General features: G+C 31.9%; 11 protein-coding genes. All 11 read left to right on the top strand.

Annotated features, from left to right (window positions below):
• The first annotated feature begins 95 nt into the window (after positions 1-95).
• Positions 96-530 (top strand): response regulator, encoded by a 435-nt coding sequence (locus M4I44_RS16630; RefSeq protein ID WP_249965439.1) that lies wholly within the window; start codon positions 96-98, stop codon positions 528-530.
• An 18-nt stretch (positions 531-548) separates the two neighbouring features.
• Positions 549-1,277, top strand: coding sequence for a polysaccharide biosynthesis/export family protein (locus M4I44_RS16625; RefSeq protein ID WP_249965438.1), 729 nt, complete (start codon positions 549-551; stop codon positions 1,275-1,277).
• 7 nt (positions 1,278-1,284) lie between these two features.
• A complete protein-coding gene (locus M4I44_RS16620; RefSeq protein ID WP_249965437.1) occupies positions 1,285-3,435 on the top strand; it encodes a GNVR domain-containing protein in 2,151 nt (716 codons plus the stop codon).
• A gap of 9 nt (positions 3,436-3,444) precedes the next feature.
• Positions 3,445-4,671, top strand: a complete 1,227-nt coding sequence (locus M4I44_RS16615; RefSeq protein ID WP_249965436.1) for a lipopolysaccharide biosynthesis protein — start codon at positions 3,445-3,447, stop codon at positions 4,669-4,671.
• A complete protein-coding gene (locus tag M4I44_RS16610; RefSeq protein WP_249965435.1) occupies positions 4,662-5,777 on the top strand; it encodes a glycosyltransferase family 4 protein in 1,116 nt (371 codons plus the stop codon). The genes M4I44_RS16615 and M4I44_RS16610 overlap by 10 nt, the downstream gene beginning before the upstream one ends.
• On the top strand, positions 5,774-7,066 hold the full coding sequence (locus M4I44_RS16605; RefSeq protein ID WP_249965434.1) for an O-antigen ligase: 1,293 nt from the start codon (positions 5,774-5,776) through the stop codon (positions 7,064-7,066). The genes M4I44_RS16610 and M4I44_RS16605 overlap by 4 nt, the downstream gene beginning before the upstream one ends.
• Positions 7,067-7,201: 135 nt before the next feature.
• Positions 7,202-9,562, top strand: coding sequence for a hypothetical protein (locus M4I44_RS16600; protein ID WP_249965433.1), 2,361 nt, complete (start codon positions 7,202-7,204; stop codon positions 9,560-9,562).
• A gap of 1 nt (position 9,563) precedes the next feature.
• Positions 9,564-10,250 carry a DapH/DapD/GlmU-related protein gene (locus tag M4I44_RS22555; protein WP_305881772.1) on the top strand — a complete coding sequence of 229 codons (687 nt, stop codon included), beginning with the start codon at positions 9,564-9,566 and terminating at the stop codon, positions 10,248-10,250.
• Positions 10,247-11,476, top strand: a complete 1,230-nt coding sequence (locus M4I44_RS16590; protein ID WP_249965432.1) for a glycosyltransferase family 4 protein — start codon at positions 10,247-10,249, stop codon at positions 11,474-11,476. The genes M4I44_RS22555 and M4I44_RS16590 overlap by 4 nt, the downstream gene beginning before the upstream one ends.
• Position 11,477: 1 nt before the next feature.
• A complete protein-coding gene (locus M4I44_RS16585) occupies positions 11,478-12,548 on the top strand; it encodes a glycosyltransferase family 4 protein (RefSeq protein ID WP_249965431.1) in 1,071 nt (356 codons plus the stop codon).
• A 121-nt stretch (positions 12,549-12,669) separates the two neighbouring features.
• Positions 12,670-13,878, top strand: a complete 1,209-nt coding sequence (locus tag M4I44_RS16580) for a DUF1972 domain-containing protein (RefSeq protein ID WP_249965430.1) — start codon at positions 12,670-12,672, stop codon at positions 13,876-13,878.
• Positions 13,879-13,882: the final 4 nt, after the last annotated feature.

Raw genomic sequence — 13,882 nt, 5'->3', positions numbered from 1 at the left:
TATCGCCGTCAATGTTTTGTAACTGCTTGATTTTTATGTGTTTTTAAAATTTGGCTTAACTATAGCTATACTGTTATCAATAAAAGTAAGATAACATGGAAGCTAAGACTCAATTTAAATTTTTTCTTGTTGATGATGATTTTTTTTGTGCCAATTTATATAAGCAATATCTCATTAACATGAATTATAGTGATATTACTCACTATTCGAATGGCAATGATTGTATAAACAATTTATATCAAAATCCGGATATTATTTTTCTGGATCATAATATGGAAGATATAAGTGGATTTGAGGTGCTTAAAAAAATTAAGAGATATAATCCAAATATATATGTGATAATGATTTCCGGACAGGAAAACATTAAAACAGCTGTAGATGCTTTAAAGTACGGCGCCTTTGATTATGTGATTAAAGGTAGCGATGTTGAAGAAAGAGTTGTAGAGGTTATAACTAAAATAATAACTGTTAAGGAGCAGCTAAAGAATACTTATCCAGGTTTTGTAAAGCGTTTATTATCGATTTTCTAATCAAATAAATATCCTCTTATGAAAAAAATTGCCGCATTATTTGTCGTAACATTATTTTTCTATTCCTGTAAAACACAAAATTTGCTGGTAAATAAAAAAGAAACAAGGGATAATGTTTCTTTTTTATTCGACAAGGATTACCAATATAAGATACGTAAAGATGATAAAATCTCAATTTCGGTATGGGGAGAGGATAATTTAAGTGTAGGTTCTGTTTACGGAATTTATAATTCAAATGAAGTTTACGGAAAATGGCTTATGGTGGATACAAATGGGACAATTGAAGCTCCAAAAATAGGAACACTAAATGTTCTGGATAAAACGGTTCCGGAGTTAAAAGAAATGTTAAAAGCCGAACTAAAAAAATGGTTGATTAATCCGATTGTGGATGTAAAAGTACTCAACAAAGAGATTATTGTCTTGGGAGAGGTGCGTAATCCAAACACAGTGCCTATCGATAAAGACCACGTAAGTTTATTGGAAATAATCAGTAAGACCGGAGGGTTTGAATTTTACGCCAATCTGAAATCTGTGAAAATTTTACGACAGGAAGGAGAAAACGTAAGAGTTACTAATCTGGATCTTACCACAGGAAGTGATATTTTAAATACCAATATACAGTTGCATCCAGGCGATATTGTAATTGTACCTTCTAAAAAGAACAAAGATTTTGATAAACGTGTAGCGACTATAATCCCATTAACAACTACAATAAGTGCAGCAGCAGTTATTTTGAGTTTATTATAAAAATAGTATGAATGAGAATTTAAGAATATTAAAACCATTTTTTAGAGGACTGCCAATTATAATCCTGACAGTGGTTGTTTCAATTTTGGTTGCCAAAAAATATCTTAATTATGTAACTCCGATGTATGAGAGTACAGCAAAGTTAAAGTTAGCAGATGTTCAGGAAGGGGTACCAAGTGCTAATCTTTTTAAAGATTTTGATGTTTTTGCTTCAGCAAATAAAATAGCCACAGAAATTGAAGTTTTAAAATCGACTCTATTGATCGAAAGAGCACTTGACGAGCTCCCTTTTGATAGAGAGATATATCGAAAAGGCAGTGTTCGGTCGGTCGAATTATTTGGAAATTCCCCTTTTTTGGTGGAAGGAACATTTAGTTCGGATAATGCAATAGATAAAAAATATGGACTGAATGTTATCTCGAACAAAGAATTTCTCTTTTTTTATCCGGATTCAGAAAAAGGTATAAAAGGATTCTTCGGGAAGCCATTTACAATTAGAGGAGGTACAATTTTGATTCATTTAAATGAACCTTTTATAAAAACAAAAAGAGATCTGAAAATTATTGATTCTTATGAATTTGAATTTTTGAGCAGACAAAAATTAATGGAGAAAATTAATAAAGGTCTTGATATTGTTTCTGTTGACAAAGATGTTCCCGTAATACGTATTAATCTTAAAAGTAATGTACCTGAGAAAGCCGCATTGTTTGTTAATAAACTAGCAGAAGTATATGTGAAAGATTATATTGAGAGTAAATTTAGGGCAGCAGATACTACAGTTGATTTTCTAAAAAAAGAGATTAGCAGTTCAAATCAAAAACTTAGTGCTTCAGAAAACAATATTCAAAACTTCAAGGATAAAGAGCACATTGTTAATATACCCCAGGAAACAGAAACCGATTTAAGAAAGATTGCCCAATTGAAAATTGAAAAGGCGAATTTAAAAATGAGCCTTGACGCCATAAAGGATTTAAATAAATATATAGCTGGAGGTAAAGGAAATTTTTTAGATCTGGCACCCAATTTTGAAGCTTTTACTGACTTACTCTCTACTGAGATGATTAAGAATATGAAGAGCCTCCAGGCAGAAAAAAAAGATCTGCTACTTACTTATACTCCGGAAAATGAAAAGGTAAAAGTTGTTGATGCCAAACTTAAAGATTTAACCGATTATCAGATAGAAAGTATCAAAAACACTGAGAAAAACCTGCAGATAAAATACAACCAGCTTTCTAATGAAATCAATGAATCTGAAAAAGCTTTTATAGGCCTTCCTGAAAAAGAGAAAAAACTAACAATATTAAACAGAGATTTTACACTGTATGAGAAGAATTATAATTTTCTGAATGAGAAACGAATTGACGCTGAAATTGCTAAATCGGCAAAAATTGCTTTCCATAAAGTGATAAGTCCGGCAGAAGTTTCTATGTCACCTGTTTCTCCCATTCGTTCGATCATTATAATTGTTGCGGCTATAATGGGAATGCTTTGCTCTATTGTATTAATTTACATAGTCCATTTTGCAAAAGCAAAAGTAAACGATATTTATACGATAGAAAAAAACAGTACAATTCCAGTTGCGATTACAACACCCTATATCAAAAAAAGAGAACTGATCGAGGATCATTTTTTGAAAGAAGCATTACAAATGGAACTAAAAGGACTGGTACAGGAAAAATGTATTATAACAATTAGTTCTTATGACAGCACTAAAGACCATTTGTTTCATTCTAAGAACCTTATAAGGGCATTTTGTGCACAAGGGCGAAAAGTACTGGTTGCAGATACCACAGGTGAATTTAAAGATAAAATCGCAGATAGTAATTACATTAATTTCTCGGGCTTAGAATATTTAACAGCAGTACAGTCAGTTTTTAAAAATGAGATCGAGGAAAAAATGAAAGATTATGAGCTTTGCATTATTCATAATCAGGCTGTAAATAAAGGAAGATTAGCATTGCTTTTCATGAGTTTAGCCAGTCAGAATTTTGTGGTTTTAGACAGCCGTAAAACTGCTGAAAAGACAATACCTAATATTGAAGTATTGCAAGAAGAGTATCACTTACCTAATATGTGGTTTATACTTAATAAATCAGGACACAACCCAAGTATTCTATCTTGTATAAAAAAGATTTACAAAAAATATACTAACAAATAATTTTTTGACATGTCTGCACTAAAAACTTTACTGTTCAAAGATTCTTTTTTAGCTCTTGTTGATCAGGCAATCAGCAGTGGTACCAACTTTTGTTTGACACTTTTGATTGCACAGAGACTTGATATTAAAAGTTTTGGTCAGTATTCTTCTATTTTATTGGTGGCATATCTTTTATTAAGCATAAACAACGCCTTAATTATTCAGCCGTTTCAGGTTACTATAGCAAAAACGAAAACAAAAGAACAATATATTACAGTTTTATTTTTAGGGGTATTAATTGTATTGTCTTTATTCTCCATTATTTTACTGATTTTGTATCATTTTTTTAATGGAAAAGCATTATTTCATATCAATTCTGAGCCAATTATCTGGTTTGTCTTAATGTTCCTGCTTAATGACTTTTTTAGAAAACTGTTTTTAGGACTCTCAAAGATTAAAGAAGTTCTACTTATGGATATTTCATATTTGGTCCTAGCATTTTTACTTTTGATATTTGGACAAATAAATCTGACGCAGATCTTATTTCTAGTTGGAATAATGAATTTGGTTTCAACTCTTCCAGGGTTTGTATTTATAATAAAGAGTTATGAGAAGCCCGTTTTTTGGAAGGTGTTTGCAGCGGACCATTTAAAACAGGGAAAATGGCTTTTAAGTACAGCTCTTCTGCAATGGTGTTCCAGTAATTTTTTTATTTTAATTTCAGGTATATATCTTGGTATTGAAGCTTTGGGAGCTTTGCGTCTTGTACAGTCATTTTTCGGAATCATCAATGTTGGATTGCAAACTATCGAGAATTATTTTCTGCCAAAAATTGCCTCTCTCTATAGTGACAACGTTGTAAATGCGAAAACCTATTTATCGAAACTAACTATAATAGGGGCTATTTCTTTTGGAGTAATTACAATTTTATTTTTTGTTTTTTCTGATCAGATTATTGTCCTGGCAGGCGGTTTAAAATATCAGTATTACGGTTATGTAATTAAGATGATTTCTCTTTTGTATTTCTTTATTTTTTTAGGATATCCGATTAGGATTATGATTAGAATATTAATGCTGAACGAGGCATTTTTTATAGGATATCTGCTTTCATTTATTATATCATTGGCCAGTTTTCATTTTTTATTAAAATATTCAGGACTTTACGGAGCAGTTATCGGACTGATAATGAATCAAATTATAATGATTTTGTACTGGCAGTATCAGTTGAATAAAAAACAATTTCAGTTATGGAAATAATTCATTTAATTCTTGGTAAAGCTAATCCCCAAAGGATGAACGGCGTTAATAAAGTAGTTTATCAACTGGCAACAAAACAAGTATTGTATGGAGAAAAAGTTGCTGTTTGGGGAATTACAGACAGTCTGGAAATGAATTTTGAAGAAAGAAACTTTGAAACAAGGCTCTTTAAGAAGAAACAATTTCCTTTTTCCTTTTCGAATGAACTGCGGGATGCAATAATTAATAAAAAAGACGAAGCAGTTTTTCATCTTCATGGCGGTTGGATACCGGTTTATTATTCACTGGCAAAATTGTTTTTTAAGTTCAATATTAGATTTGTACTTACGGCTCACGGAGCTTACAATACAGTTGCAATGAAAAAAAGCAGTGTTTTAAAGAAATTATACTTTTATTTTTTTGAAAAAAAGTTGCTTCAAAGAGCTCAAAACATTCATTGTATCGGTAAAAGTGAAGTTGATGGTTTAAAAAGTATTTTCAGGACTAAAAAGTATATTTTACTTCCTTACGGTTTTGAGAATAAAAAAAATATTAATCTCAAAAAAAGTGCTGATAAAAATATTGTTTTTGGTTTTATAGGTAGACTTGATATTTATACAAAAGGACTTGATACTTTAGTGGAAGCATTTAAAAAGTTCAATGCGAAAGTACCGCATTCCGAATTATGGATTCTTGGAGACAGCAAAGAAAAAAGCAAATTAGAAAGCATGGTTTCAAAAAACTTCTTAGAAAACAATATTATTTTATACGGAAGTAAATTCGGGATAGAAAAAGATGATTTATTAGAAAAAATGGATGTTTTTGTGCATCCGTCAAGAAATGAAGGATTACCGCTTTCGGTTATTGAAGCGGCCAGCTTCGGAAAACCCTGTATTGTAACTGATGCAACTAACATTGGAGATGAAATTGAAAGATATAACTCGGGAAGAACTATTTACAGTCAGAACACTGATAAATTAGAAGCAGCTATGTATGATATGTTTATGCTTTTTAGAAACCCAAACAAGTTTGCAGCAATGCAGGCCAGTGCTGTAAACATGATTGAAGAATGTTATAGTTGGGAAAAATTGCTTTGTAAGTTTAAAACCGATTTATATCAATTATGATTACTAAGGAAGCAAATGATCACGGTGTTTTTTTAAAAATAATAAGCAATTATATGTTTGTTGTTTTGTTGCTTATGGTCGCCTGTTTTTTTACATGGAGTGAGAACGTAAATATAACAAGAGGTATAAAAGTTGTCGGGCGTATGGGACTTATGCTTTCGTCTATAGGCATTTATTATAAAATCATCAGATATGGAGCAGTAAATACACTTAGTTATAAAAATATATTTTCTCCGTTGTTGTATTTCTGTTATTTAGGTCTTGGTTTTCTATCTTTTATGTGGAGTACCAATCCCGGATTTAGTGCTTTGCAGTGGTTCATGACTTTTCAAAGTCTTGTTTTTGCCTTCTTTTTTATTAGGAGTTTAAAGCTGTTAGATGTTTTTTTTGATGGACATACAATTCGGCTTTATCATCTTTTGGGTAACTCTGTTTTTGTACTGCAGACCATTTTTGTTATTGGAATGTGGGTAAATCCGGATGTTTTTTTCAGACTGACCAATGGTGGAGAAGAGGCCAGACTGGGAGGTGTAATGATGAATCCCAATGAGCTGGGAATGCTGGCTGGAGTTGGAGTTGCCTGTCTTATTTTCGATTTGTACAGAAAAAAAAGTAAAGTTTGGACAATTGTAAAAATTATGGTCATTTTTTATGCTTTGTTCATGACGGGATCAAGATCTTCATTAATAGGAGTACTTCTAATTATTTTCTTCCATATCAATCAAACCAAAAACAAAGGGCTGAAATTAGCTATTATTGTGGGAGTACTTATGGTGGTTCCGTTTGCGGTTCATCAGATTATTTTAAAAGGCGGAGATCAAAAGCGTCTTGAGGAGATATTGACCTTAACGGGGAGATTGCCTTTCTGGCAGGCACTTATAACCGAAGGATTGCCAAGAGAGCCCTTATTAGGATTTGGATATATGAGAATTGACTATAAAGAGTTTTTCCAGAGTGTTCATACCTATCCGGGTAAAATGACACACAATACTTTTATGCAGGTGCTTATGAATTTGGGATTTATAGGATTTTGTACAGCTCTTTTTCAATTATTTTTTACTCTGAGGGCATTTCTCAGTGAGAACAAAGAGAATCGTTTAATGCTCATTGGAATGTTTATTCCGGTTTTGATCAATTCGTTTACAGAGTTCGGTATTTTTGGAGAAAGTAATTACGGAATTTTGTTTTATCAAATGATTATTTTTTCAGTTTGTTTTAAAAATAACAAACAATTCACCTCCCTGCAGAAAATTTATTTGCGAAAAAAAAGACCTGATTTTACGGTATAGTAATTTCCAAAATTTCGATCATTTTCCAAAATTTGGAAATTAGAGATTATTCGATGTCTTGCAACCCCTTAAAAATAAAGGCTTTTTTGTTACGGCATGATTTTCCAAATAGACTGATTATAAAAACTTTTTATTATGGAAAATATATTCAGCAAAATAGGATACACTATTTCTCATCAAAAAGATAGTGAGAAGGATATAGTGCAGGATGTTCTGTTTATTAAAAATCCCGATGATACTATTCGATGGATTTGGAATGCTAATAATGGTCAGCCTCTTTTTTTAAAGTTTTATAATGTTGGAGGTTTCAGGGCTAAGATATTTACATTGATAGTAAAAATTATTTTTAAATTAAAAGTTCAGAAAATAATTTTTACCAGGAGAACTTACTATTTCAGAAAACAGGAAAACTCTTTTTTTGATTGTACAAACAATTGGGCGTTATTTACAGGAACCATTGGTGTTAACAATAAAGCTATTTTGTATACCGATGCATCGTTCTTTAAAATAGCAACCACTGTTAATTCAAAAAGGCTAATTAGATCTGAGCATAAAGTTTTATCTAATTTAAATTTTGATTTTTTTCAAATTCCAAAATCAAAACAAATTTCCGAACATGTTATTCAGCTTTCAGATATAACCAGCGGGGGCAAACGCACTAGAAAAATTCAAATTGCTCATTTAAAGGCTTTGACCGAGATGAATTTTAGAGGCAGGGATTTGATACAAATTAAGGACTGGAAATTATTCAATGAGTTAAAATTTGATTTTTATCAAATAGAAGACGAGAGAATTCCTAAAAACATAATGAGAAAGATAGTTATGCTTTTAGAGACTATTTCTGATGAAGATTACATTAATGTTACCCTTTCGCATGGTGATTTCACTTCCTGGAATATGTATGAAAATAAAGAAAAGATTTCATTGTATGATTGGGAATTAGTTGCTTTTGACAGACCAACAGGTTTTGATTATTTTCATTTCATTATTCAGCAAGGCATTTTAATAGACCGTAAGCCATGGAAAGAGATTTATAAAGATATAAGAGAGCAGTGCAGTGGTGAATCTGCCAGTTTTCTTTGTAATTATGATTTAGAAATATTTAAAAAGTATTTGAAGTTTTATCTTCTAATAAATTGCATGAGCTATTTAAGAATTTATGCGTTTCAGCCCAAATGGCACATACAGGTTAACTGGCTGCTTCAGGTTTGGAATGAAGCTTTGAATGAATTTGCAGTTGAGCAGAAAATAGCCAGAGAAATGGTGATAATGGATTTTTTTGATGCATTGCAAAATCACGAATATGCAGCGATTAAATTTCCATATATATATCCGGAAATGCTTAGTTCTAATTCTGATATTGATATACTACTCGATAAGAGATTGTCTAAAAAATGCTTTAAAATGCTTAAAAATCATTCATTAGTAGCCAAAATATCCCAGAATAAAAGATCGTTTATGAACACTTTGCATTTAATAATGACTGACGGGTCTGTTTTATCGATCGATTTGATTTGGAGGTTAAAAAGAAAATATATACTATTCATGGATGCAAAAAAGGCAATTGAAAACGCAGACTTGAATAATTTTGGAGTGAAAAGTATGTGTTTTGATGATACCCAAACTTATATCAATGCATTTTATACTTTGAATAATCAGGCAGTTCCTAAAAAATATGAAATCTACGATGAGCTGAGAAAAACTCAAATCAAAAAAGATAATTCTACCAATAAATTAGAAAATATTAATTCCAGAAAAAGAGATCTGCTTAAAGTATTACATAAGAATAAACAAAATAGAGGAATCTATTTTTTAAGAAATCTATTTTATTATTTCTCCGATACACTTTTTAGAAGTTTTTCCAAAGGGTTTGTCATCACTTTCAGCGGAGTTGATGGAGCAGGAAAATCAACCATAATAGAAAGTATAAAAAATATTATAGAAAAACAGTTAAGAAAACCAGTGGTAGTTTTACGCCATCGTCCTTCAGTACTGCCTACCATAACAGTTCTTTTTAAAGGGAAAAAAGCAGGACAGAGTTTCGAAAATACATTGCCACATACCGGAACAAATAAAAGTAAGATATCCTCTTTTTTTCGTTTTATATATTATTTCACAGATTATTTTTTTGGCCAGTTTGTAGTTTTTATAAAATACACAATTAGAGGATATGTGGTGATTTATGATCGTTACTACTTTGATTTTATAGAAGATAGTAAAAGGAGTAATCTTATTTTGTCGAAAAGAATATCATTCTTAGGATACAAATTTCTGCTTAAACCTAAATTCAATTTTTTTCTTTTCGCAGATTCAGAAACTATTCTAAACAGAAAAAAAGAGTTAGATGAAAAAATTATAAATGAATTAACAACGAACTACCGCAGTCTTTTTAATAAACTGGAGAAGACAAATAGTACGGTAGTTTATAAAACAATTGAAAATAAAGAAATAGAATTGACACTTAGTATTGTTTTACAAACTTTAATCAATGGCTAGTATGAAAACTCTTTTACAAAAACTGATAAGGCTGCGCAATCCCAATTTTAAATTTGACGATAACTTAGATACTCTTGCTCTGATACAATTCTTTTGGATACAAGGTTTAGCCATTATTAGAGGATTGTTTGTGTTTTTTTATTTTAAGAAAACTAAAGGACTTATGTTGGGTAAAGCTGTAACTTTTTTTAATGTTTCCAAAATACATTGGGGCAGGTTTTTAAGATTAGGTAATTACGTAGCTATTTCTGCCCTTGGTAAAAACGGAATTTGGTTTGGTGATAATGTTAGTATAGGAGCTTTTAGCCGAATAATAATTTCAACCTCATTAAATAATCTCGGAGACAGGATTATGATAGGGAATAATGTGGGTATCGGTGAGTTTGCCTATCTAGGCGGGGCTGGTGGTCTTGAAATTGGAGATGATTGTATAGTGGGGCAGTATTTAAGCTGTCATCCTGAAAATCATAATTATAATCGTAAAGATATTCTAATTAGACATCAGGGGGTAACCAGAAAAGGAATCAACATTGGAAAGAACTGTTGGATTGGGAGTAAAGTAACCATTTTAGATGGGGTAGAAATTGGAAACGGCTGCGTGATAGCCGCAGGAAGTGTCGTTACAAAATCATTTCCGGAAAATTCTATTATAGGTGGAGTTCCGGCAAAACTTATAAAATCGAGATGATGAATACTAAAGTTATATTGGCCAGCTGTTATGCTATAAATCCCTTTAAAGGATCAGAAGATGCAATGGGGTGGAATTTTATCAGACAAATTGCCCGTTTTAATAAAGTTATTGCTGTTACCAGAGCAAATAACAAAACAGCAATAGAGTTGTACATGAAGGAAAACCCTGATGCGGTTTATGATAATGTCACTTTTGTTTATTATGATCTTCCTTATTGGATGCGATTTTGGAAAAGAGGAAGTCGCGGTGCGATGCTTTATTATTATTTGTGGCAAAAAGGAATTGTTCATTTTATCAAAAACAGAAAACTTAGTTTTGATATTGTACATAATGTAAATTTTCACAATGACTGGACACCGAGTTTTTTATGGAAACTTCAGAAACCCATGGTTTGGGGACCAGTTGGACATCATCCGCTTATTCCAAAAGTTTATTTAAAGACTTATTCGTTCAGGTATTTTGTTAAAGATCGTCTTATTTGGTTGGTGAAGAATTTATTCTGGAACTATTCTGGAGAACTTAAAAAGACTGTCAAAAATGCAAGCCATATATGGTGTATGAATACAGGAGTGGTAGAAAAACTGAATCTAAAAGGAAGCTCATATTCAGTATTTCCTTCAGTAGCGTCAGAAGATTTTAATAAACATGAGAATCACCAAAACAATAGTTTTCATGTGATCAGCGCAGGGCGTTTCGTACCCTTAAAAGGATTTGATCTGACCATTCGTTCTTTTATTTCTTTTTTGGATTCTGTTTCTTTATCAGATCGGTTGAACTGCAGATTAACCTTAGTGGGTACGGGGCCAGAAAGAGCTTTTTATGAGAAAATAATAAAAGAGAACAACGTACAGGATAATATAGAAATAATCGAATGGATAGAACGCACAGAATTGATGAAACTGTATGAAAAAGCAACAGTTTTTATGTTTCCGTCTCATGAAGGAGCCGGAATGGTTGTTGCTGAAGCTTTGTCATACGGGTTGCCAGTAATATGTTTGGATAATATTGGCCCCGGACAATATATAACTCCGGAATGTGGCTTTGCCATTCCCCATTCGGATTATTCTTCCACAATTTTTAATTTGAAAACTGCGCTGAATAAATTATACACTAATAATGAGCTGCTTTCAATAATGAGCAGTAAAGCCAGGGAACGTTTCATGGAAAGGTTTACATGGGAGAGCAGGGGAGAACATTTAAAAACAATCTATAATAATTTGTAAGATGAGAGTTATTGCGATTCATTTACTGAATGATTACAGTGGAAGTCCTAAAGTGTTAAAACAGCTGCTTGCAGGATGGACTAAGAAAAAACTGGAGCTGCATTTATATACTTCAGGCGGACGCAAAGGTTTTTTATCTGAACTGCCGGGGGTAAAATATAATTTTTACTGGTATCGATTTAGAAGAAACCCTTTCATAAGATTGTTTTTTTTTATGGCAAGCCAAATTTTATTAACAGGCAGGCTGCTTTTTGAGCTAAAAAAGGATGATGTGGTTTATGTCAATACGGTACTTCCTTTTGGAGGGGCAATAGCTGGAAAAATAAGAGGTTGTCGTGTAATTTATCATGTACATGAAACAAGTATGAGGCCCTTATTATTAAAAAAGTTTCTTTTTGCAGTACTGAATTTATCAGCTGATGAGGTTGTTTATGTTTCTAATTTTTTAGCTGAAAAAGAGCCTGTAAGTATTAATAAAAGAATTATTCATAATGTTTTAGAGGAAGGTTTTTTAGAAAAAGCTATGAACAGCAAAAATAGAATTAAGGACCAAAAAATTGTTTTGATGATTTGTTCTCTTAAGTCTTATAAAGGTGTAAATGAATTTTTAAAATTAGCTCAGGTCAATCCAGATTATACTTTTAAACTTGTAGTGAATGCCTCAACAGCAGAAATAGATCAATATTTTTATAATGAATGGCGGCCGGAGAACTTAATTATCTATCCAACACAAACAGATATACACCCATTTTACAAGGAGGCAGGTGTTGTTTTGAACCTGTCAGACCCTAAACAGTGGATTGAAACTTTTGGGCTGACCATTCTTGAAGCTATGACTTATAGCTTACCAGTAATTGTTCCTACTGTAGGAGGTGTTACAGAACTGGTTTCAGAGGATAAAAATGGTTATCTAATAGATAGTAATAAAATTGATGAAATATCGGATAAACTGCATAAGATACTTGACAATAATGAGCTGTATAACTTTTTGAGTAATAACGCTTTTGAGATGAGTAAGCAGTTTCGTCTGGAGCAATTTGAAAGAAAATCTGCCGAGGTGTTATTCCAGTAAATGAAATCTTGTCCAAAATTTGGAATTATTTGTTTTTTGAAAACGGTTAAACACTTGTAAAATTAAGGACTTGTGTTTTTTAGTATAATTTTTGGCATGAATATTAAAAAAAAGACATGCTATGAAAAATAAAAGAATAGCCATTATTGGCACAGTAGGTTTACCGGCAAAATATGGAGGATTTGAAACTCTTGCGGACCATTTGGTAAGTAATTTATCTGATAAGTATGATTTTACGGTTTATTGCTCTAAAAAGAAATATAAAGAAGAAGAGCGTTTAGATTCTTATAAAGGAGCAAAACTAAAATATATTTCTTTAGAGGCAAACGGAATCCAAAGTATTCCTTATGATTCTCTTTCTATCCTTCATGCTTTATTTCAAAATGATGTCTTATTGATTTTAGGTGTTGCGGGTGCCTGGCTGATACCTTTTATAAGATTGTTTACCAATAAAAAAGTGATTATTTCTATTGATGGTATCGAATGGAAGAGAGAAAAATGGTCTTTAATGGCAAAATTGTACTTATGGTGGTCAGAGAAAATTGCTGTCAAATATTCGCATATTGATATCTCAGATAATGAATCGATACAGGATTATACGGCGATTAGATACAAAACCTTGAGTAGGGTTATCGAATACGGAGCAGATCACACTATGAAAGTAGCTCCTTCCTCTGAAGATTTTGAGAAGTATCCTTTTCTGAAAACGCAATATGCTGTAAAAGTTTGTCGAATTGAACCTGAGAATAACGTGCACCTGGTACTGGAAGCATTTAAGATTAAAAAAGAAATGTCTTTGGTTTTTGTGGGTAACTGGAATAATAGTCACTATGGGCAAGAATTAAAAGAGAAGTATAAAAATATTGGAAATATCCATTTATTTGATCCAATATACGATCAGAGAGAAATTGACTTAATAAGAGGTAATGCAGCTTTATACATTCACGGACATTCTGCCGGAGGGACAAATCCGTCACTTGTAGAAGCCATGTATTTAAAACTTCCCGTTGTTGCTTTTAAAGTTTCTTATAATATTACAACCACAGAAGGTAGAGCCGTTTACTTTTCCTCCGTTACTGAATTAGTTGAAGTATTAGAAAATTTTTCTTCCGCAAAATTAACGGTTATTTCTGATGAAATGTTTTCAATTGCAGAAAGAAGATATACCTGGAGGAATATTTCGCTTCAATATGAATTGTTAATTAAAGAAGCGCTTTCAGTTAAAGGCAAAACCCGTGTTATCTCAGAACTGCAAAATCTTGACGCTTCATTTTTAGAGGAACTGCAATTGGCACATATTAATAACTGTCATCTATTTTATGAAAATTAAAACC

The organism is Flavobacterium sp. B183 (assembly GCF_023539155.1).
GTDB classification, from domain to species: Bacteria; Bacteroidota; Bacteroidia; order Flavobacteriales; family Flavobacteriaceae; genus Flavobacterium; species Flavobacterium tructae.
Note: the sequence above shows the minus strand (reverse complement) of the source record. Positions and strands in the feature narration are given on the sequence as shown.